At 40.0% G+C, this 21,041-nt stretch carries 19 protein-coding genes and 1 tRNA gene; 10 read left to right on the top strand and 10 right to left on the bottom strand.

The window, feature by feature from the left end; translation table 11 throughout:
* Nucleotides 1-94 precede the first annotated feature (94 nt).
* The 4 genes from DXN04_RS28280 to DXN04_RS28265 all read left to right on the top strand — a co-directional run bounded on the left by DXN04_RS28280 (nucleotide 95) and on the right by DXN04_RS28265 (nucleotide 4,504).
* Nucleotides 95-979: a helix-turn-helix transcriptional regulator gene (locus tag DXN04_RS28280; protein ID WP_116856775.1), complete on the top strand. Its 885-nt coding sequence runs from the start codon at nucleotides 95-97 to the stop codon at nucleotides 977-979.
* A gap of 11 nt (nucleotides 980-990) precedes the next feature.
* Nucleotides 991-2,535, top strand: a complete 1,545-nt coding sequence (locus DXN04_RS28275; protein WP_116856774.1) for a gluconokinase — start codon at nucleotides 991-993, stop codon at nucleotides 2,533-2,535.
* Nucleotides 2,536-3,807, top strand: a complete 1,272-nt coding sequence (locus tag DXN04_RS28270) for a mandelate racemase/muconate lactonizing enzyme family protein (RefSeq protein WP_116856773.1) — start codon at nucleotides 2,536-2,538, stop codon at nucleotides 3,805-3,807.
* 118 nt (nucleotides 3,808-3,925) lie between these two features.
* A complete protein-coding gene (locus DXN04_RS28265; protein ID WP_116856772.1) occupies nucleotides 3,926-4,504 on the top strand; it encodes a Crp/Fnr family transcriptional regulator in 579 nt (192 codons plus the stop codon).
* 74 nt (nucleotides 4,505-4,578) lie between these two features.
* On the opposite strand, the gene DXN04_RS28260 is transcribed toward DXN04_RS28265, so the two are convergent.
* Nucleotides 4,579-6,006: an amidase gene (locus DXN04_RS28260; RefSeq protein WP_116856771.1), complete on the bottom strand. Its 1,428-nt coding sequence runs from the start codon at nucleotides 6,004-6,006 to the stop codon at nucleotides 4,579-4,581.
* Nucleotides 6,007-6,407: 401 nt separating this feature from the next.
* Between DXN04_RS28260 and DXN04_RS28255 the strand changes: the two genes are divergently transcribed.
* Entirely contained in the window at nucleotides 6,408-7,928 is a 1,521-nt protein-coding gene (locus DXN04_RS28255; protein WP_116856770.1) for a glycosyltransferase family 39 protein, read from the top strand.
* Between the two features lie 258 nt (nucleotides 7,929-8,186).
* On the top strand, nucleotides 8,187-8,816 hold the full coding sequence (locus DXN04_RS28250) for a DUF7151 family protein (protein ID WP_116856769.1): 630 nt from the start codon (nucleotides 8,187-8,189) through the stop codon (nucleotides 8,814-8,816).
* Between the two features lie 423 nt (nucleotides 8,817-9,239).
* Here the strand turns inward: DXN04_RS28250 and DXN04_RS28240 are convergent, their stop codons facing one another.
* Both DXN04_RS28240 and DXN04_RS28235 read right to left on the bottom strand, forming a co-directional pair.
* On the bottom strand, nucleotides 9,240-9,833 hold the full coding sequence (locus DXN04_RS28240) for a Crp/Fnr family transcriptional regulator (protein WP_116856767.1): 594 nt from the start codon (nucleotides 9,831-9,833) through the stop codon (nucleotides 9,240-9,242).
* A 211-nt stretch (nucleotides 9,834-10,044) separates the two neighbouring features.
* The gene (locus DXN04_RS28235; protein WP_116856766.1) at nucleotides 10,045-10,644 is read right to left on the bottom strand and encodes a hypothetical protein; all 600 of its coding nucleotides are present in this window, start codon (nucleotides 10,642-10,644) and stop codon (nucleotides 10,045-10,047) included.
* Between the two features lie 2 nt (nucleotides 10,645-10,646).
* Between DXN04_RS28235 and DXN04_RS28230 the strand changes: the two genes are divergently transcribed.
* From DXN04_RS28230 to DXN04_RS28215, 3 genes are all read left to right on the top strand, one after another.
* Nucleotides 10,647-11,024, top strand: coding sequence for a hypothetical protein (locus DXN04_RS28230; RefSeq protein ID WP_116856765.1), 378 nt, complete (start codon nucleotides 10,647-10,649; stop codon nucleotides 11,022-11,024).
* Nucleotides 11,025-11,506: 482 nt separating this feature from the next.
* Nucleotides 11,507-12,421, top strand: coding sequence for an aldo/keto reductase (locus DXN04_RS28220; protein WP_116856763.1), 915 nt, complete (start codon nucleotides 11,507-11,509; stop codon nucleotides 12,419-12,421).
* A gap of 89 nt (nucleotides 12,422-12,510) precedes the next feature.
* Nucleotides 12,511-12,933: a MarR family winged helix-turn-helix transcriptional regulator gene (locus DXN04_RS28215; protein ID WP_116856762.1), complete on the top strand. Its 423-nt coding sequence runs from the start codon at nucleotides 12,511-12,513 to the stop codon at nucleotides 12,931-12,933.
* A 284-nt stretch (nucleotides 12,934-13,217) separates the two neighbouring features.
* On the opposite strand, the gene DXN04_RS28210 is transcribed toward DXN04_RS28215, so the two are convergent.
* From DXN04_RS28210 to DXN04_RS28200, 3 genes are read right to left on the bottom strand one after another with little or no spacing between them, the layout of a single operon-like run.
* Nucleotides 13,218-13,799: a phage tail protein gene (locus DXN04_RS28210; RefSeq protein WP_116856761.1), complete on the bottom strand. Its 582-nt coding sequence runs from the start codon at nucleotides 13,797-13,799 to the stop codon at nucleotides 13,218-13,220.
* Nucleotides 13,800-13,831: 32 nt separating this feature from the next.
* Nucleotides 13,832-14,386: a phage tail protein gene (locus tag DXN04_RS28205; RefSeq protein WP_116856760.1), complete on the bottom strand. Its 555-nt coding sequence runs from the start codon at nucleotides 14,384-14,386 to the stop codon at nucleotides 13,832-13,834.
* Between the two features lie 35 nt (nucleotides 14,387-14,421).
* Entirely contained in the window at nucleotides 14,422-14,988 is a 567-nt protein-coding gene (locus tag DXN04_RS28200) for a phage tail protein (RefSeq protein WP_116856759.1), read from the bottom strand.
* Between the two features lie 869 nt (nucleotides 14,989-15,857).
* On the opposite strand from DXN04_RS28200, the gene DXN04_RS28195 reads away from it, so the two are divergent.
* Complete coding sequence (locus tag DXN04_RS28195) at nucleotides 15,858-16,622, top strand: hypothetical protein (RefSeq protein ID WP_116856758.1); 765 nt, start codon at nucleotides 15,858-15,860, stop codon at nucleotides 16,620-16,622.
* Between the two features lie 214 nt (nucleotides 16,623-16,836).
* Here DXN04_RS28195 and DXN04_RS28190 read toward each other — a convergent pair whose 3' ends face one another.
* The 4 genes from DXN04_RS28190 to DXN04_RS28175 form a co-directional block, all read right to left on the bottom strand.
* Nucleotides 16,837-17,334 (bottom strand): DUF4468 domain-containing protein, encoded by a 498-nt coding sequence (locus DXN04_RS28190; protein ID WP_116856757.1) that lies wholly within the window; start codon nucleotides 17,332-17,334, stop codon nucleotides 16,837-16,839.
* Nucleotides 17,335-17,679: 345 nt separating this feature from the next.
* Nucleotides 17,680-19,647 (bottom strand): DUF262 domain-containing protein, encoded by a 1,968-nt coding sequence (locus tag DXN04_RS28185; protein WP_116856756.1) that lies wholly within the window; start codon nucleotides 19,645-19,647, stop codon nucleotides 17,680-17,682.
* Between the two features lie 349 nt (nucleotides 19,648-19,996).
* Nucleotides 19,997-20,314 carry a hypothetical protein gene (locus DXN04_RS28180; protein WP_116856755.1) on the bottom strand — a complete coding sequence of 106 codons (318 nt, stop codon included), beginning with the start codon at nucleotides 20,312-20,314 and terminating at the stop codon, nucleotides 19,997-19,999.
* Nucleotides 20,315-20,857: 543 nt separating this feature from the next.
* A tRNA-Leu gene (locus DXN04_RS28175) sits at nucleotides 20,858-20,941 on the bottom strand.
* Nucleotides 20,942-21,041: the final 100 nt, after the last annotated feature.

Raw genomic sequence — 21,041 nt, 5'->3', positions numbered from 1 at the left:
GTGAATTTTGTACGTGTAATTAGAACAAATTTCTTTTCTTTATAGAAGCCTATGCAGCGAATTAAAATTCCATGACTATTTGTATATACCCGTTATGAATCAATTTGTGCTACAACATGGTAAATCGGCAGAAATGCACCTTTTTCCGCATATCCTGGAGTTGGGCATGAAGAAAAATGGCTCCATCCAGCTAAATATGTTTCCTACCACTATTATGGAAGGATTACGGATATATCATATCATAGAAGGGCGGTTTGAGTGGCACATCAATCATCAACCATATGTTTTTTATCCCGGTGATGTAGCACTGATCATGCCTGATATCCCATTTGGTTGTGACAATGACGTGCTGAAGATCGGTTCTTTCACGTGGATCCACCTGGCCTTACCTAAGAAGGATGGACATATACAGCCGGGTAAATGGAGTGGGCTGTCTGATACCGAGGCGGCGGCCATCGGGAAGATCTTATCATTAAACAATTTGCCTGCCTTGAGTCGCTTCAACGAAGTGGGTAGGATTATTAAATGTATATATACGGAATTATCAGAGAAGGAAGTGGCATTTCAGGCTCGTGTCAATCACCAGATAGATGAATTGCTGATACAGATTACCCGTAAAATGACGCAACAAACGCATTCTACCCGTGATTTTCCTAAAACTTTTACGGAGCTGGAAGTATTGTTACGTCGGGATCTGGCGCATCAGTGGACGGTAGAAGAAATGGCGGGTCTGGTCGGTATGGGCACAACCTTGTTCACGGAAAAAGTAAAAAGTTATTCTGGTTTTTCGCCTATTAATTACCTGATTAATATCCGTATTTCGGAGGCTATAAAATTATTAAAGCGTGCCGATATTACTGTAACTAATATCGCGCTGGATACGGGGTTTTATTCATCCCAACACTTTTCAACTACTTTTAAAAAACTAACGGGTTACCGTCCCAGCGAATTCAGAAAAAATCATTTGCGTAATATATAATATCCGGTAATATGGAATGCATCATAACAATTGAGTTAGGAACAAATGGGGTACGGGTATTTGCCTATGATCTCCATGGCTGCATCATTGGCTCTATGAAGGGGCACTATCCTACATTTCATACCGAGCCTGATCACAGTGAGCAGGATCCTGAGCAGATCTTTATTACAACTTTATATGTACTAAAGAATATTCTGAACGAATATATACATCCAAAAAAATACAAAGTGGCCAGTATATGTTTCTGTGCATCCATGCACAGTGTACTGGCTGTCGATAAAAATGGGAATCCAATCGGCAATGCTATTACCTGGGCCGATAACCGGGCTAAAAGGGAAGCGCAGGAACTACGTGATTCGCAGCTGGGTAAAAAGCTCTATGAGTTAACAGGTACGCCTATACATCCCATGTCGCCGTTGGTGAAAATAGCATGGATCAGGAATCGTGATGCAGATCGGTTCAGGCTCACCAGCAAGTTCCTGTCCATCAAAAGTTACGTTATTCAACAGCTTACCGGAGAGTATATGATAGATTACAGCATCGCTTCTGCCACAGGTTTATTGAATATTCATACCGTACACTGGGAAGATGATGCATTACAATACGCAGGTATTACTGCAAATCAATTAGCTGAGTTGGTGCCTGTGTTTACAAAAGCAGGTAAATTGAAAAATGCGTATCAGCAATCATTACGTTTGTCAGCAGACACGAAGATCCTGATTGGTTCCAGTGATGGTTGCATGGCTACTTTAGGTGACGGCATCAAAAAAGGAGAGGAGAAAGCCAGCATAACAATTGAAGACAGTGGGGCTGTAAGGGTAATGGGACCAAATATATTGAAAGATGAACAAATGCGGTTCTTCAATTACCTCCTTACGGATAATTGTTATGTATCAGGAGGACCTACGAATAATGGCGGAAATATTTTTGAATGGTTCACCCGGCAATTCGGAGAATTTACTAATCCGTTTGATATGGAGAGCAGTATAGAGCAACTGATGGACGAAGCGGCCAATGTGCCAAGGGGATCAGATGGATTGTTGTTCCTGCCTTATCTTCTGGGAGAACGTGCACCGATCTGGAACGCGAATGCCCGTGGGGCTTATTTCGGGCTTAACATTAAACATGAACGCAGGCATTTTATAAGGGCTACGATAGAAGGTATTTTGTATGAAATCTACAGCATCGGTAAAATGCTGAGCGAGCGACAAACCATCAACAGTCTTGCGGTAAATGGTAGTTTTGGTACAATCCCGTTTTGCAGTCAGCTGATTGCTGATATATTCAGTAAGCCGGTGCAGGTAAGGCAACCATTTCACAGTGTGAGCTTTGGTGCCTATTTGTTAAGTGCTACGGAAATGGGAATTTATACATCACTGGATAATGTAGCGGCAGTAGCTGAGATGCCCAATGTTTTCAAACCGAATGAACAGCATCATACTATCTATGCTGATTACTTCTGCATATTTGAAAGGTTGAGTGCCAAATTGTTTGATGAATTTGAAGCCATCGGCAACCTGCAGCAAAAATATGCTCATCCAATAAAACCCCTGTAAATGAAAACCCATCACTCAAGAAGGTCGTTTTTGACCCAGACCGCTGTTACCGCTGCGCTGGCACCTCTGTCTGTTTTCGGCCAGGTTTATGAAACCAAAATTGACCGCACACCTAAAGCGTCTTCACCTTCTGATCTGAAGATCACAAAAGTAAAATGCGGTTATATTAAAGGTAGTTTGTTTGTAAAGATTTACACTAACCAGGATATCTGGGGTTGTGGAGAAGGAGTGGATGCAATAGCCGGTACTTATTACCTGGTAAAGAATTTTGGTGAACGCATAGTAGGGAAAAGTCCGCTGAATGTGCATCGCTTGTTTGAGGACATCCGTAAATCAGGCTTTTTTCAGGGTGCTCAATCAGGGATGTATGTTGCAGTATTGTCGGCCATAGAAACAGCTTTGTGGGACCTTGCAGGCAAAGCCCTGCACCTTCCTGTTTATCAGTTGCTGGGTGGTAAGTTTCGTGATAAGGTACGCGTATATTGTGATACTGCGCTGTATCAACGTAATTTGCCTACACCTGATGATTTTGCAGAAGCAGCACGTAAGGCCAGGAAAATGGGGTTCAATGCGATCAAGTTTGATCTTGACCAGGTAAATGATCCCAATAAGTATGATCTGTATAACTGGACAGCCAGCCCGGCTGAGCTGCAACGTATGTATGATCAACTGGCAGCTGCCCGTGAGGCAGTAGGCCCGGACATTGATATCTGTGCTGATATGCATGGTCGTTATGATGCGGTTACGGCCCGTAACATTGCCAAACGACTGGAACCCCTGAACCTGATGTGGCTGGAAGAACCAGTACCGGCTGAAAATGTAGAAGCTTATAAATTAATAGCTGATTCCACCAGTACGCCTATTTGCGTTGGGGAAAACCAATACCTGGCTTACGGGTTCAGGAGAATGCTTGAGACAGGAGCGGTAGATATCGTAATGCCTGACCTGCAAAAATGTGGTGGGCTAGGGGAGGGCCAGCGGATAGCTAACCTGGCTAATCTTTATTATGTGCCGTTTGCACCGCATATGGTAGCTTCTTTTTTGGGAGCGATGGCTTCAGCACATGTGTGTGCGGCTGTACCTAATTTTATGATATTGGAATGGCAGAGTTATTTTCATACACAGCCGATGTTTAAGGAGATTGTGTCTTATGATGGCGAATGGGTGGATAATGGGTTTATCAGGGTTTCAGAAAAGGATGGTATAGGGGTAGAGATAAATGAGGAGGGGATGAGGAAGTATGCGATGGCGGGAATGCCTTTTTTTGAATAGGGATTGGTTGGAGTTCTCGTCCGGAAACAAGTATGCCAAAGAAACAATATGTTGTATTGTCAACGTATACTTCCTGCTAATGCCTTAATTTTATATAATTAAGATTAGCTAGTACTTTATGTTTGAGATTTTTGAAAAATATATCCGGCAAACGAATGTCATACCTGTAGCAGACCTTGCAATAGTAAGGGAAAGTTGTACGGAGAAAAAGGTACGAAAAGGGCAATCCTTATTACATGAAGGGGAGATTTGGGCACTCAATTGTTTTATAACATCGGGCTGTTTCCGACTTTATAGAACAGATAAAGCAGGCATTGAGCACACGGCAAGATTCGCAATAGAAAATTGGTGGATCACTGATATGGAAAGCTATATATTCCAAAAGCCTTCAGAGTATAATATAGAGGCCCTGTCTTCAGGTACAATTATTGTCTGGCCCAAAAATGCCTGGGATGAAATCCTGAAGCTCAGTCCTGCTATGAAACTTTTTAATGATCAATTGCTGGAACGGGCCTATATAGCTAGCCAAAGAAGAATTTTTTCCCTGATCAGTAACAGTGCTGCGGAGCGGTATTTTGAGTTTCAGAAGACTTATCCGAATGTATTCAACAAAGTTCCCTTACATATGGTCGCATCTTACCTGGGAATATCCAGAGAGACTTTAAGTCGTATCAGAAGAGAGTATGCAAATATTTGACCAGTATATAGGAAAAATTAAAAGCAGATCTGTTCTGCTTTTAATTTTAATTTTATGATTTTCTGGTTAAAGTATTAAAGGTTGGGGTGTAAACCGACTACCGGACTAACGCTTTCCAACAACGATGCCACGTGAAGAATAGTCAATTCATCATGCCAGCTACCCACAATTTGCACAGCTATCGGAAGCCCTTCACTACTTGTACCAAAGCGCATGGCAATTCCCGGTAAGCCTGTAATATTGAGAGGAACGGTCGCTCCCTGCAAATAAGTTGCATCTACTTTCTGGCCATTTATCAGGAATTCTTCAATGCCATGCTTTTGGGCGGGCAGTGGCAGTACATGGGTAAGCAATACATCGTACTTTTGAAAATACCCGGCGAAGCCATCTCTTAATCTTTCGGCAGCTTGCTCTGCATCAATAAAATCCTTCATCGATGTATCTGGTATTGAAAGCATTGTTTTCGCCATCTTATAGATTTCTTCCTGACTTCGACCTGTAGTCGCTTCCCGAAATGCTTCCTTCATCTCCATGACATGTAAACGATTGAATACATCCAAAGCAAAATCAAGTTCCAGTGCAGGAATACTCACAGCCTCTACAACCATCCCTAAACTTTTAAGTGCATCAGCAGCTGCTTCAACTATGGCAGCAACTTCAGGATCTACCGGACCGAATCCTGGTCCGACCATCCATCCTACACGTAATTTACGATTGGATTTATTGCTTGCTTCAGGTATCATTGCAGAACTGATGGAGGAAAATGCATCAAGGCCATCCGCACCAGACAGCACATTGAAAGCCAAGCTAAGGTCACGAATACTGCGAGCCATTGGACCCACATGCCAAAACCGGCGAGGAACGCGAGGCCAAATGCCGGTCATTGGTACACGGCCATGTGTAGCTTTAAGCGATACAATGCCTGTTTGTGCAGCAGGGCCACGAACAGAGATAGCAAGGTCGGTTCCAAGTCCAATGGGTGACATGCCCGCTGCAATTGCGGCCGATTCCCCGCCACTGGAACCACCCGGTGTGCGTGACAGATCCCAGGGATTGTTTGATCTTCCACTCAGCAGGTTATCACTTTCTATCCAATATGAAAATTCAGGGAGGTTAGTCTTTGCGAGCAAAATAGCACCCGCCTGCTTCATACGGGCAACACTCGTTGCATCAATACTGGGAATACGTCCTCTGAAAATTGGCGAACCACGCTGTGTTAAAATATTGGCAGTATCAATTGAATCTTTAACAGTAAAAGGTACCCCATGGAAAGGTCCTAAGTCTCCGCCTCTTAATACTGCAGCTTCTGCTTTTTTTGCCTCTTCCAAAGCAGTATCGGCAACCGTAACAATTGCATTAATTGCCGGATTTAGCTCTTCGATGCGATCCTGGTGGGCTTTTACAACTTCAACAGGTGATATGTCTTTACGACGGATCATTGCTGCCAAACTACTCGCATCCTGGTAAAAAATAGGATCAATTTCGCTGTTTCGCAAGTTCATAAAATCAATTTAAAAGTTTTGGCAAAGGAGGATTTTCTCATTTCCAGAACAAAAGTACAGTGAGACGAGCCATGGAGACGATGTCAAATAACACTTTCTGGATGTGACATTTGTCACATAAGCTAAGCGGTCATTCTGGTGGATGATCCGGAACAGGGTATTAAGAATGTGGCCAATTTAAATGCTCCGGCAGTTATTACAAACACCCATTTATGGTATGAGTTCCAGTTTGTATTTTGTGGTAAGGGATATCAATTTCTATAGAGAATCATCATATTTTATGTTATAATTAACCTTTGATGTCCTCCTATATTTGAGTCCAGAGAAGACTGGAATTTCGGGAGAGCGGGACAATTGTAATAAATGCTGTTTCATTACAAACTATTCTTAATGAATTGCTTATGAGAAAAAGAACAATAGTTTTAATAGGATTCATAATATTTAAATTCTTCTTACAATATATTCTGATAAGCCCTGAATACGATTTACAACGGGATGAATATTTACATCTTGATCAGGCACATCACCTGGCATGGGGCTATTTATCAGTACCTCCTGTGACTTCCTGGATTTCTTTTCTGATCATGCTACTGGGTAATTCAATCTTCTGGATTAAGTTCTTTCCCGCGTTATTCGGAGCCTTGACTATTGTAATAGTATGGAAAGCCATTGAAGAATTAAACGGAGACCTGTTCGCCTTAATTACAGGAGCGACCTGTGTATTGTTTTCAGCTATATTGGTTTTAAATACCCTATATCAGCCTAATTCACTAGACGTGCTGAGCTGGACGGCCTTTTACTACTGCATCCTAAAGTATATAAATTCAGAAGAGGAGAAATGGCTGTTGCTTGCCGCCATTATTTTCGCCATAGGATTCCTGAATAAATACAACATTATATTCCTGCTCCTGGGGCTTCTTCCGGCACTTATATTATCACCTCAACGAAAGGTATTTACCAGTAAAGGATTTTATCTGGCCGCTTTACTTGCATTGGTACTGATTCTTCCGAATCTGCTTTGGCAATACAACAATGGTTTTCCGGTTGTTCGCCACATGAAAGAATTATCGCGTTACCAATTGGTGAATGTAAGCAGGGTGGGATTTTTAAAATCGCAGTTGCTATTCTTTTTTGGTGCAGCTCTTGTCGTTTTATCCGGATTAGGAGCTTTGGTATTATACAAGCCATTTCAAAAATACAGGCTCTTTTTCTGGACATTCATCTTCACCTTATCTATTTTTATCTACTTTAAGGCAAAAGATTATTATGCTATGGGGGTATATCCGGTTTATATGGCTTTTGGTGCTGTATTTCTTTCAAGAGCATTGTCAGGGGACTGGAAAAGGTATTTACGTCCTTTGGTAATTATAATTCCCTTGCTTGTCTTCTTCCCAATGTACAAGGTTGCTTTTCCCAATAATGGTCCTGAATACATCCTGAAGCACCAACAGCAATATAAAAGATTAGGACGTCTTCGCTGGGAAGATGGTAAAGACCATGCTTTGCCGCAGGACTTTGCAGATATGCTTGGATGGAAGGAATTGGCTCACAAAGTGGATAGTATCTATGGGCAGCTTCCCACCCGGAGTAAGACCCTGGTGCTTTGTGATAATTATGGACAGGCAGGTGCCATCAATTACTATTCTGAAAAAGGTATACAGGCTGTTTCATTTAATGCTGATTATATCAATTGGTTTGTACTGAATGAGCGGTATGAAAACCTGATCAGGGTGAAAGAATATTATGACAGGGATGATGGATTGCAACAGACAGGTGCCTATTTTCGTACCGGGGTGGTAGCTGATTCTATCTCTAATCCGAATTCAAGAGAATATGGAACGACAATTTTCCTTTTTACGGGTGCTAAAATTGATATAAGGCAGCGAATAAAAGAGGAAATTGAAGAAGAGAGAAAATATTAGGAGATTGTTGGTCCTGTCTTTTGAGTACACCGGTGCTACATAATGGCTGTTGATAAAATCGAATCATTCACAGCGGAAGAAATTCAAATGGCAGGAGGGCTTATGCCGATTGGAAAGCTCTTTAAGCAACAGGCATTTAAAGTATTGGATATGGGGAGCTGAGAAACCTGTTTTTTTCGATGACTAAACAGTTGGATCGATGAAAAAGAGTTTTTACATATAATCTTTTTATCTTGCAGCCCATTAAATATTAATCACGTGAAAATCACTCTTTACCTGGCCATTACCCTGGCAGTATTTGGAATTTCCTGCAAGAAGCAATATTATCAATACAATAAAAGTCTGATCGACATACAGTCGGTAAAAGCAAATGAGAGTTGCCCAAATGGAGGATATGTTATCTTAAATGGAAATGATATCAATTTTAACGGCACGCTGGATTCCAATGAAGTGCAGAACCGGGAGTACATCTGTAATGGCTCGGACGCAAACAGTGATAAAAAAACGATTTTATCTTTTGGGATTTCTGGTGGAACTGTTTCGAATAGTGCAAGTGGAACCATCTTTGGGGCTATCCCCCAATTTAATAAGCTTGATTATAGCAATGTAGATTCTATCACTGTTTATGCTTCATTGAATAAAGGTTACTCTTCAGACCCGGTTGCTATAAATGCGACTATTGAAGTTTATAATGTTACGGATAATACCATTATTTCTGGCAGTGCTGTTGGAAGTCTGTTAACGGCCACTCCGGCTTTAGTGGAATCAGGGAATTTTTACAGTTCACTACCTGAGAAGAATGTTAACCTGGCTATTAGATATAAATCACCTGTAGATGGGTATAGTGCTGTAATCAATTATGCCTACCTGATTGTTTATAAGCATTAATTTTATCAAAATAGACCTGATTCTTTTTAGGTATCAGGTCTATTTTAATAAAAATATATGTTGCTATGTCTTATCGTCTCCATCGTTCAAGGCATTGTAACGCTCATTACTGATCATTAATATTATCCAGTCCTATTACTTGTTTTCTCTGTGAAAAAACTTCGGTGCTTTCGATAGCTTTTCTGCAAGTATAGGGGTAGGCATTGGCTTTATTTTTTTTAAATATTCCCAACCAATTTATTAGCGATTCCAAAGCGGCGCTTATTCGTTCTCCTGCTCTATCTGTATCTTTTTGTAACAATAATCCTGGTCTGAAGATGATGTAATTGTAAAAGCCTAATTCTGAAATGTCGCTTTTACATAGTCCTCTCTACCAGGTAAGTTCATCAGATCTATTTTGTTAAACCCTTATATCCTGTTTCATCAGGGCTGTCTTCCCTGAACCGTATTTTTCCTGATCCTACTCAGCGATTTGGGAGCGATACCCAGATAGTTGGCAATATGGTACAAGGGGACTCTTTGCAAAATTTCCGGCGATTCTTCCACCAATTTCAGGTAACGTTCTTTGGCATCGACTATCTGAAAGTGCAGGCTTTGCCGGACGATCTTCAAAAAAGCTCTTTCAACCAGGATCCTGAGCAGCTTTTCCAATGCTGGGATAGCAATAAGTAATTCATCCAGGTCCTTTTGATATAAAATATGAATCGCCGAATCTTCCAAAGCCTTAATGTTGAGAAAGGAAGGGATGCCATTTAGCCGGCTATACATATCTCCAATCCATTCACCGTTGAAACCGAAATCGGTGGTATACTCCGTGCCATTTTCCAAAGAGCGGAAATAAACAAAAGCTCCCGATTGGACAAATGCCACGAAATCACAAACCTGGTCCTGGTATAAAACGTAATCTCCTTTTTTGATTTCCCTGTAGTTTAGCCGTGCGGCAAATGTCTGCCACTCTTTATCGCTCAAGGGTAAAAGGCTTTCAACCTGTTGTTTTAGATCTTGTTTATCTGTCATTCCACAAATACATATGAATTGTGGGGCAAATTTACAAAAACAAATACTTAAATATTGTACACTATCCATTGGTCTGGCCGGGAGTTATGTGAGCTACCTGCTAATGAGGCATAATAAAATAGCTGTTTCATTGCCGGAGCAGATTGACCTATAGTTCTCATGTCCTTTCGTGCCACAAGCTAATAAAATATAACCCATAACATCATTCATCTTATTGTTTTTCCCATAACCTGAAGCCTATACGGATGACCGGCGCAACATCTGCATTAGGTATTGTGTATTGTACGCCATTGAAATCGCGGGTTTTATCGCCCCGCAAATAAAGGTGCAGACCAGGTTGCAGGTATATGTATTTACCAAAGAAAAACTGGTAGCTGATACCTCCGCCAAAGTCATTGCTCCGTATATCCTGGCGAATGCCGGTAGACTTTTGTTCAATGGCAAAAGTGTGCATTTCCAGAAATGTATAGAGTTCCAGGTTCTTCCAGATATTATATCCCAGGAAGATACCTGGAGATGTTTTGTAGAATCGTTTGAAATCATCCTTTTGGTTTTTCAGTCCGGCAGGTTCTGCATTATAGTGGCCACCATTGATAACGCTTACTCTTACGCGGAATTTATCGTAGCGGAATCCTACGGCGGCGTGGTATCCACCTGTAAAAAACATCGGGAAGAGCGATTCTGCATCAATGGCTTGTTTAGCCTTGTAATGCGGTGGATCAGGATGCCAGAAACTGCATTTCAGACTATCCTGTGCATGTAGTGCTATTCCGTAAAAGATGGCAATGGTCAATAATAGGTAACTTTTCATCTTTGAAGTGTTTTATCGATACTGCAAAGGTGGAAAGTTTGCGTCATGCCATTGCTCCACATTTGTTACCAAATGAACCGGAACCAAGCTTTTTCATTTCCATAAGTATTCCATTCAGGGTAAAATATGCATTTAATCCTTATTCATTAAAACCTCAAACATCTTCTGAAGCAGAAAGAATTTTGTTCGGGATTTGGGTAGGAATGTATGGTTTGGCTGTCCTGTATGCGGACGCTAGGGCTGGTATAGGTCTAAAAAGAGCTTTTTCCCAACACTTTCCTCCAGACAATTATGGGATAAACAGGAAAAAAGTGCTTTATCTAAATTGTGATGGGCCGGATATCAGACCAATGCTGGCAAATGCTGGTTCAACATATTGAGAGCATTGAAAAAGTGCTGATAGGGGATGCCCAATGGGTTAATAATATGAGCCTCACCTTAAAGGTTCTTGTAGATTACTTGTAAGATATACAGGTTATTGCAACAGGGTCTTCAGCGTTGAAACCTGCAAATGAAATCAACGAACCACTGACAGGTCCCGAGCGGGAATATCATTTGTATTCATTCTTAAGTACAGAAATGGTAACCAATAGTTCCCTTCTACAGGAAAATAGACTAGCTATTTTATTATTTACCAGTACATTGAAACCTGTACCAATCATGACCGGAAAGGTGATCAATAAAATAGTACACTAATAGAAGAGATACAGACTGAAATAGACAAGTATTACCAAAGAATACGAAATGCTCTATGAAATTGGACGATGAATTTACTGCTGAAGAATTTAAACAGGCGTATGTCATATTTTACTATATTTGTTAGGTAAACTAATTAGTTAGACTAATAAATAAGAAGGAAATCATGGACAGATCAGCACAAAACAAGCCGGCAAAACAGCAAACACCCGGTGGACTTTACCCCTTGGCCGGAATGCCGGTAGCCCGTATAGGTTACGGTGCCATGCAATTGAGGAGCTGGGTGGATGCGCCGGAAAAGGCCAGGGCGGTGCTGGAACGCGCCATAGAATTGGGCGTGAACCATATCGATACGGCAGAATTTTATGGTAACCGTTTTGCCAATCGGGTGATTGCCCAGGTAATTAAACATGTTGATGGAATAGTGGTGGCGACCAAAGTAGGTGCCAATCCCAATCCGCAAGGCCCACACCCTCTCACATTGGCACAGCGCCCCGAGCAGATACGTGCCACAGTGGAAGCAAATCTCGAAAGCCTGGCGGTGGCACATCTGCCGCTTGTAAACCTCCGCCGGTTAGACGCAGGGCCCGGGGTGATCCCGGAAGCAGATCAACTGGTAAATATCGACGACCAGCTAGCAGAACTGATTGCCTTACGTACTGCTGGTAAGATCGGCGCAATCGGCCTGAGTGGTGTAAATCTCGATGTTTTGAAGCATGCGCTGCCTGCTGGTATTGCCTGCGTACAAAATGCCTACAGCCTGGTAAGCCGCGAGTTTGAAGATATGCTCACTTTTTGCCTCGCCCATAATATTGCCTGGGTGCCATTTTTCCCCCTGGGTGGTGCAGCGCTGAACTGGCCCAAAGTAACGACGGAGCAGGCCGTGATTGATATTGCGAAGCGACTGCAGATAACGCCGTCACAGGTAGGACTGGCCTGGTTACTCCAACATTCCCCTAACACCTTACTCATACCCGGTACCGCCAGTATCGAACACCTGGAAGAAAATATGGCGACTACGACCGTCGTACTGGATGACGCGGCCGTACAGGTGCTCGATGACATTTATCGTCCCGCATAAATTGGGGCGGCCGGCAAAAATCTTATCTTCGCGATCGGATAGTGAAGACTGAAATAACGTGCTGTAAGATAAATTTTAAGTTGGTACCCATGCATCTGGACGAATTAAGCGTACAATTAAGATTGTTCAACTCTGCTTTTCATAAAGCTTTGCGAAAGGAAATGGCGGAAGCCAGTTCTTATTCCATGACGGAGATGGAGACACTTTTTCATATTTACAAAACCGGGAAAACACTCCCAACAGACCTGGCCACTATCACGCGGATTAGCACCCCCTCCATGTCGCAGATCCTCAAAAAAATGGAAGCTGACGGGATAATCAAAAGGATACCGGCCGAAGATGATAAACGAAAAGTACATGTTTCTTTGACGAATAGTGGCAAAGAGCTGGTGGAGAATTTAAGAGATAGTAAAGACGAATATCTTAAAAAGCTGATCCCGGAGAAATTGTCTGCAAAAGAAATCGCCCTGCTAAAAAGTGCCATCCCGGTGTTGAATAAGCTGATTTCTTAAAATTTTATTTACGCCAACAGCGGTGCAAGTTATAATATTCATTCCGGGCTAGTCGATAAGCGCTGCTATTGAGTGAATAGCAAGTGCCCATAATCTTATAAAGGCTTGTAAGTTAGACTTACAGGCCTTTTTTCATTGCAGGGCTGTTGGTATAATAATGCTGAATTTACTGCTATCCAGGGAGGAGCCAGAAAAATACACACTTGCTGACCCTGTCCCGCAAGTGTGTATGTCGGTGGTATGAACTTGTCACTGTCAGAAACAATGGCTATACATTTTCTGTGTTAATCCTGCGGAGGATATAAGCCTTGAGTCGCAATAATGAAGTTCACGACGAGGTAAGGCATCATGTTCTGGTGTGCCTGGCTACCACCGGTATTGCTGATAGCACTAACTCCCAGTGTGGCATTCGGTGTTGTTGTGCCTCCTGCCGGCAAAGGCAAAGTTGTATAAAGGTTTACGTCCGGGTAAGGTGGAGTTACTGTGCTGTTATTGCCGTTTGAAGCTGCCAGCATATTATTGACAGGCGAGCTGGTGATAGCGGGAGTGTTAATTCCTGTTAAAGTGTGTGTATGTGGTGGCAGGTTAGCTTCAGTAAGTGTTACCGTGGTAGCACCTCCGCCGGCCGCCAGCACATAGTTACCCGTGCCTCCCTGCGTGCTGATGGTGCCCGCACCAACAGGTAATTTCACACGGAGGTCGGGAAGATTGAAGTTGGTAACACCATTTCCGCCATATGTTACCCCCAACAGGGAGTACAATGCTTCATTACCATTAATGGGCAGGGTAGCTCCATTACATAACGCCCAGTTCTCAGGCGCATAATTGCCCGCAAAAGCGCGGATCTCTCCTATATAACAATCCATTTGATCAGTTTTTTAACATTAAATAAAGGCTGTTAATCGTGCGAAGGCCAAATCCCTACAGATGCGATACAATAATTCGTTACCAGGTAAGGCATCCTGTTCTCATGTGGGGCTGCGGTTCCTGCACTGGTGATCACATCCGGGAAATCTACGGTAGAGGAGGCTGGAGGCGCATAGAGGTTGACCTGTGCTGTGTTTTTTGAAGTTTGAGTACTGCTTGCAGGTACATTTGGATTTCCCAGGTAATTGTTGTTAGGCCCTCCAATGTTATATACATTGCTGCCATACAATGTATGCGTGTGTGGCGGTATTGTAGTGGGATCAGTAAGGGCTACTTTTTCTGTACCGCCGAATTGTCCCAATTGAAAATTCACACCTCTTGCACTGGCTCCATAACCAACAATCGTGCGACCATTGAGGTTTGGTAATTTGAAAGTAGTAGAGCCATTTCCTCCATATGTTTGTCCCAGTAATGCGGCCAATGCCTGATTACCGCTTACTTGTAATTCCTGCCCGTTACAAGGCAGCCATCCCGAAGGAATTCTGGAGTAGGGGAAGATGCGGATTTCGCCAAGGTAATTGTCCATAATAATGATTTTGAGGTGAGTTTAAACAATGATTTTTAATTGACTTTGACCGGGAAATAACCTTCCACACAAATGCAATAGTTGAGTGCAAGATAGGGAGACACATTTGAGTGAGGCGTAACGGCTGTGGTAAGCCGGTTATAGCTAATTGTTTGTGGCGCAAATGGCACATTCAGGTCAACAGTGTTTGAATAGGCTATAACACCTTTACTGGTACCAAGCGCATAAGCATTGGTTAAATAAACGGTAGGGCCGGGTTGTGACTGTGCTCCCGACGTTTGTCCGTTACCGGTACGTGTTACACCCTTCAGCTGGTGATTGTGTGCAGCCATAGTATTTCCAGTAAGGGTGACCGTGTCAACACCTCCTGTGGCACCTACCACATTATACCCGCTTACTGCCGGATCCTTTCCCAGCAGTGTTATTCCCCGCAGGTCCGGTACCTTAAAGTTTTGACCCGGCGTACCGCCATAATAGGTGCCTATCACTGCATATAAGACCTGTTGAGACTGAATAGTGTAAGTAGTGCCATCACAAGGCACCCAGCCATAAGGCGTGTAGTTGAGGGCGAAAGCTCTGATTTCGCCGATAAAACCATCCATGATTTTTAATTTTTGTGAATAATAGAATGTGTATATGGAGTTATAATTCAACCACCATTCTTGTTATCTGTTATAAGGAAGGGGTTAAATGCAATTAATGCTATAGATTTAAACGTTTACAAAACAATTTTTATAATTCATTAACATGGAACTACCTGCCAGACTAAGCTGGATATTGCTTACGCCTGCATAATCTGACAATTAGGATAAGGTGGAATGAATGCTCATGGAACTAAGGTTTAATCTGACATTGTTATTATAGATAAGGTACCCTGGGGTAGAAAATATTACTTCTTCACTAACAACTGCTGGGGCCAATCTTCGGCTACCTTGTTATAGCCGGTAAAGTCAATTCAAAGGTTCAATTAAAATTATTTATTGTTATAATCCGTTCTTTTTTTTCGTTTATATAGTTGTGTCTTTGATATTTCTAAATTAAGGAAAAATTAAATCAAAATCACTTTTCTCTTTAAATGATTAAAATTATGTCCTTGAAAATAGAACAATTATGGGTTCGTTTTATCGACTGCCAGTGTTTTGGGAGCCACGCATTTATCTTTAATGTATCAGTTCCTTATTTTTATCCCTTGCGGATAATATTCGAATTGAAGTAATGATGTCATTTGTAGCAGTTCCAACCTCAGTTTATTATTTGATGCATTCTATTTGTTAATCTTCGTAACGGTAACAGATAAAAAATACAAACTAGTTGGTATTGTCTATACTTGCTTTTATTCATACTTTAGGAATAACAAAGATGCCAGGCATTGGCCTGGGGTGATTATCAATATTGTTTTTTTAGGCTAAGAGTGTTTAACGGCATATTTAAGCAATGCCTACCATTTTCAATAAACCTAACAATTCAACACATGGACAACGATAACACTGTTGAACCAAATACCGAACAAAGTAAGAGTGAAACTGCCGGCAAGACAAGGGCTGTTGAAGATCTGGGTTCAAAAACAGAGGCGTTGTCTAATTCGCATACTCAACCCGAAGAAACCGACAGAAACAAAACTATTTTTAAGCAACAACGCCAACTGAAAATTATTGAACAACTACCGAAGTTATCCTGGCAAGTACTAATTGTAGTTATAACAATTCTATTCCTTCCAAATCTTAAAGAAGTTCTGGGTAAGGTCAACAAGTTTAAGGGATATGGCGTTGAAATTGAATTAAAGTCTACGTTGTCCAAACACTCTCCGGACATTGTAAAGATATTTTGCTGTTATGATACAGATGCATTTGAATTGGTCCCTAAACCACCAACTAATTGGACAATCGTTAGAAAGGCAGTTGCTGAACTTGGAATTGATACCTTTCATGAAATAAAAGCGAAACGCATGATCGAAGATTGGTTTTTAGTTGACTTGGCGGGGCTTTGTAAATATCTACGCATCTCCCTTGCTAAGAAGCTTGCCAGAAAGGGAGGGCTGGAGAAAATCAAAACTCTTTTCAAAAAAGGGACGAAACCCAAAATTTATCAAATAGGCTTGTATGTTCACAAGTTCCTTCCTAATTTGAATCTATCTAAGCTTACGGTTGCATTAAATAAAGAATTAGCTCCTATCGAACTAGCACTAGGAATAAAAAAAACAGAAATGATTTCAGCATTGCCGTACGAGCACAACTAATCTCCATACTACTATGGTAAAATTGGAAACACGCTCGAATGAGCAGGTTTCACTTCTTTAGTGCCCACTGCCGGTAGGTTTTCGAACCAGCTCGAGTCGATTATCATCAAACTTATGCTAAAATAATTGTGTCTTCGCGGGAAACCTAATGCTACTCTTATGCTCCACTTAAAAAAGGTAATAAATGGAACGTTCTCTTATTAAATTTTATTTATTACCAATTATCTTCCTGATTTTTTTTCTTTAAGTATGCATCAATGCTATTAATTGAATTACTTATCTTTTCGTTTGTTACAGCCAATAATTTATTCTTACTCATCAATTTGTTTTCGAATGGCATGTCACCCGTTCCCGATGAATAATAGACAAAATTGCTAAAAATATATCTATATCGTCCATCCTTAAATTCAAGGGTTAATGTATGCCGTATCCAGCCATCCTTTAAAAACATAAATATTGGGAAATTCCCTTTAATAATAATTTTCCTTACTTCCGCATCCTTGTATTGAATAACATCATTTGCTGACTTATAATTTAGAGCCACCCACTGAAGAGCTCTTGAATATAATAGATCTCCTTTAATGGAATCTGCCGCTAAAACCTGGGAGGATTCATACAGACCGGTATTAACATTAATTGTCAGTGGTGCCTGAGCCAAACTAATTGTTGGAATAAAAGCTAATAATAAGCAAAGAATAATTTTCGAAGTCATATATTTGGGAGGTTTATACTTGTAATGTAAGAACAAGGAATTATTAGGAATTGTTCTATAAAAAATAGCGACCTGAAATAGTCTTTACATTGCTATTATAAACCACTTCTTTTCCCAAATACTGGATTGAAATTATCCCACATTCCTTGTTCTATTTCTCAAGTTCCTTCATTCGTTTCAACTCATTAGCTTCCATACCAACATACTTCGCTTTCCAATTGTACACGGTGGCTTAGCTGACACAAAAACCGCTATTAGAGCAGGTTTTGTATTATATATGCCCGGTAGCGGAGCGCCTTCGAACCAAATGGTGTTGATTATTAGTAAATTAATAGAATCTATGTATTAATTAGTTGCTCCTAAGAACTCAATGCCTAGTATTTTTCGTTTATCCTCAGGAGTACCCAAATTTATGCCCCATCTGGTTTCCATAAATTTTAATAGTTTAAGTCCTCTGTCTAAAATTTGAACCGCAGTCCAATCTGCTAGCTTAGATACTTCTATTTCACTGTAGCTCCCGAATCTATATCCGACGATTTCCTTGTTACTTTCAACCTTGATTGGAAAGCTGTAGTTTTGTAAGCTGGAATTTTTTGCTTTTGACAAGGGAAGTAAGTTGCCTAAAGAGTCACAGAGCTGCCTTTTCTCTCTGATGCCAAATTGAGAGTAATACTGCTTCCAATAAGAATCAGTTGCCTTTTGGGGGAATATGTGTTCAACCGTATTATAGTCCTCTAGTTCAATTTGAAATTGGTCCCATGAGATTTTTCTGGTTTTATTTTTTGATTTAAATTTTAATGCTTCTTCATATTCGAAAAGAAAATATTTCAAATTCTCCCAATTGTAAAATCCTCTATTATTAAAATATTTCGTTGTTTTGCTTAATAGTAGATCACCCTTGTTGATGTTAGTTATGCCCATCTTCAGCTGACTTAACAGGTCCTCTGGACCAATTTCGTTGCTAAACAACTCAGCTGCAAGCAATTCAAAATCAGGCAGTATGTCGGAATCATAACTGTAAAACAGAGATTTAATAAAACTTACTCTTTCAATAGTTTCCAACAGTTCCAATTTTAGGGACTTTCTGAGTTTTTTCTTTGAATAAATAAATACTAAAATCGGAGCAATGTCATGAAAATCTTCTAAGCGATTCATCTTTTCAAGTAAAACTTGTTCTTCTATTGAAAAGTAGGTATTTAAGATTGGGTTATGAACTTTGAACCAGATTCCGCATATTGAAGCTAAGCTACAAACGTATTTATTAATTTCTTCTTTAGATATTGGAATCGTAGCATCTGAAAAAGTTCTTTTTACTGTAAAGAGTTCGTTAAATATCTTATGAGCATAGTTTCCGGAAAGATTGTATATTTCAAGATGTAAAGACCTTTTATTCGAAGTTCCCTTAGCCTTTTTGTATACCTCCTTTACATTATAAAAGAAGTAATGAAATCTTAAAAAATGATCATCATCTAGGGGACTATTTTTGTTTTTTCCTAAAAAATGATACACTGCTTTCCAGCTATCGTTGATCTTTCGACGCAAGAAAGATCGATCATCCTCATCACAATTTAATTTGGTGCTCAAATAAATCAATCTATTTTTTAAAAGCTCCAGATTGGATAGAGGTTTGCCTCTATTATTCATCGTTTCGAAAGTAATAAATACATCTAGGTCACTACTAATACTGTAAGTATTAAATAACAGATTTTGAGTTATCTTTTTGTAAAGGTTCTCTAACTCCGAATGAGCATAACTTTTTATTTGTTCTAGAAAGTAATTTTTTGCTTGAAGTAAATTCGTTGTATAAATTGTTTCTTCTCCTAAATATGCGGATTCGGAATTTTCTAAGAAGATTTGTGTTTTCAAATATTCGTAACTTGGGTTGTCTTTTTCATATCCAAAAATAAATGATTTTGAAAGGCCTTTGTCCTTCGTGTCAAAAATATACTTTTTCTTTATCTCATTAATTGTGTCATAATTCAAGGTTTTTTCATGATCCGCAGTTTCTATTATTGCCTGAAGTAAAATAATGGTAGTGGTTAATCTCTGTTGTCCATCTACAATAAAATATGGCTCAAAGCTTTTGGAGTCAACGATCCAATAATCATCCACCCATTTATTATAAATATTGAAACTTACAGCTTCGAGCGTTAGGACACCGAAGTAATGATTATTGTTTACCTCAAGTTGAACTAAGTCTGTCCAAAACTCTTTTAGTTGCTTGATACCCCAAGCATATCCTCGCTGATAGTCAGGAATTCTGTAAATTTTTTCTGTAAATATTTTTGATATTGAATAAAGCTGACTTTCCATTTTATTAAAAATAATACTGAGAACATTTTGTATAACGGATGTTTAGTTGCAGTCATTAGGACTTAATGCTTGTAGATTGGAATTTTGGGACCATATCGATTTAACTTGAGACTAATCATAACTGCCGTTATCATCAGTCTCAAGTTAAATGTTGGTCTACAGAATGGAGAATGTGGTAATCTCGATCTACTATTTGTGCACTTTCAAATGCAATAAAAATAATGTGTTGCAGATTTATAGTTCCGCTATTTCTTTAGACTCAATAGCGATGTAATTGGATGGGTGATAGTTGCCAAAATTGGAAGAGCCTAAGTTCGACAACACAATGTCTAGTATCATTATCGAATGGTTATTTTTGAAAAGACGGAATTTCCTCTTTCACTTTTTCAAAAATTTCATTTATCAGATCATTTGAAAGTCCATCATTTGAGTATTCAACGGTCTCTTTAATGAGTCCATCTGCACCCAATTTTTTATATGCATCCTTGAATCTCCACTTGCTCTCATGGTAAACTAGTTCTGGATTTTTAGGCAATGGAGTGTCAGGTTTATAACTACTATGAATTGCTATATTGGTAATAATTGGATTTTTCCCATCATAGTCAAGATCAAACTGAATTTCAATTCCTCCTTTTAATGTATTGTGCTGTATTCTGATGTGCTTCATTTTTTAAGGTTGTAATATGATTTAATATTAGCTATTGGTTTATAATTTAATAATAGCTATTGGTGTATAATTATGCCAAAACTGACCCTAAGTAATAGTTTTAATTATTGCAAATGTCAAAACGCGAATTAATAACTATATATTAAACTCACCTTATTTATCTTAATAAGATATTGTTGCATTTCTCCAGACTTTGTAACATATTAATAAGAAAGGTCTAATTGAAACAGATGTTATAATACGGGGTAGCTTTGTCGAAAATCACCAGCAGAAAAATGAGTATTTTAAGCATTTGCTTGAGCTGGAGGCGAGTATGTCTATGGATGTTCTGTCTTTTGCTGGACTTGATTGGCTGTATGTTGAAGTAGATTTCGAATGACTTGTTATAATACAAAGCCCCGAAATTCTATTCTTACATGCTACAAATGAAGGAACACCTTGGTTAATCGAACCAAGTTCGAATTGAATATGAGGTACTTATGGAATGATGGGTAATGGCAATAAATGCAAAAGCCGCTCTTAGAGCGGCTTTTGTATTTATTGTGCCCAGAACAGGAATCGAACCTGCACTCCGTTGCCGAAACAAGATTTTGAGTCTAGCGCGTCTACCAGTTCCGCCATCTGGGCAATCACAACCGTCCTTCAGTTGCGGGTTGCAAATGTATGCAATAATTTTTAATTGCAAAATAATTTTATTTTTTCTCCCTCTTATTTGAATATCGGAAAT

Origin of the sequence: Chitinophaga silvisoli, from assembly GCF_003412465.1 — a bacterium.
Taxonomy (GTDB): Bacteria; Bacteroidota; Bacteroidia; order Chitinophagales; family Chitinophagaceae; genus Chitinophaga; species Chitinophaga silvisoli.
This window is presented reverse-complemented; position numbering and strand designations above follow the sequence as displayed.

Coding starts and splice junctions, on each gene's coding strand:
- DXN04_RS28275 (WP_116856774.1), top strand. CDS start 991: ATGGAATGCATCATAACAATTGAGTTAGGAACAAATGGGGTACGGGTA.
- DXN04_RS28260 (WP_116856771.1), bottom strand. CDS start 6,006: ATGAACTTGCGAAACAGCGAAATTGATCCTATTTTTTACCAGGATGCG.
- DXN04_RS28185 (WP_116856756.1), bottom strand. CDS start 19,647: ATGGAAAGTCAGCTTTATTCAATATCAAAAATATTTACAGAAAAAATT.
- DXN04_RS28265 (WP_116856772.1), top strand. CDS start 3,926: ATGTTTGAGATTTTTGAAAAATATATCCGGCAAACGAATGTCATACCT.
- DXN04_RS28200 (WP_116856759.1), bottom strand. CDS start 14,988: ATGGATGGTTTTATCGGCGAAATCAGAGCTTTCGCCCTCAACTACACG.
- DXN04_RS28180 (WP_116856755.1), bottom strand. CDS start 20,314: ATGAAGCACATCAGAATACAGCACAATACATTAAAAGGAGGAATTGAA.
- DXN04_RS28205 (WP_116856760.1), bottom strand. CDS start 14,386: ATGGACAATTACCTTGGCGAAATCCGCATCTTCCCCTACTCCAGAATT.
- DXN04_RS28190 (WP_116856757.1), bottom strand. CDS start 17,334: ATGACTTCGAAAATTATTCTTTGCTTATTATTAGCTTTTATTCCAACA.
- DXN04_RS28210 (WP_116856761.1), bottom strand. CDS start 13,799: ATGGATTGTTATATAGGAGAGATCCGCGCTTTTGCGGGCAATTATGCG.
- DXN04_RS28235 (WP_116856766.1), bottom strand. CDS start 10,644: ATGAAAAGTTACCTATTATTGACCATTGCCATCTTTTACGGAATAGCA.
- DXN04_RS28240 (WP_116856767.1), bottom strand. CDS start 9,833: ATGACAGATAAACAAGATCTAAAACAACAGGTTGAAAGCCTTTTACCC.
- DXN04_RS28270 (WP_116856773.1), top strand. CDS start 2,536: ATGAAAACCCATCACTCAAGAAGGTCGTTTTTGACCCAGACCGCTGTT.
- DXN04_RS28220 (WP_116856763.1), top strand. CDS start 11,507: ATGGACAGATCAGCACAAAACAAGCCGGCAAAACAGCAAACACCCGGT.
- DXN04_RS28195 (WP_116856758.1), top strand. CDS start 15,858: ATGGACAACGATAACACTGTTGAACCAAATACCGAACAAAGTAAGAGT.
- DXN04_RS28215 (WP_116856762.1), top strand. CDS start 12,511: ATGCATCTGGACGAATTAAGCGTACAATTAAGATTGTTCAACTCTGCT.
- DXN04_RS28255 (WP_116856770.1), top strand. CDS start 6,408: ATGAGAAAAAGAACAATAGTTTTAATAGGATTCATAATATTTAAATTC.
- DXN04_RS28280 (WP_116856775.1), top strand. CDS start 95: ATGAATCAATTTGTGCTACAACATGGTAAATCGGCAGAAATGCACCTT.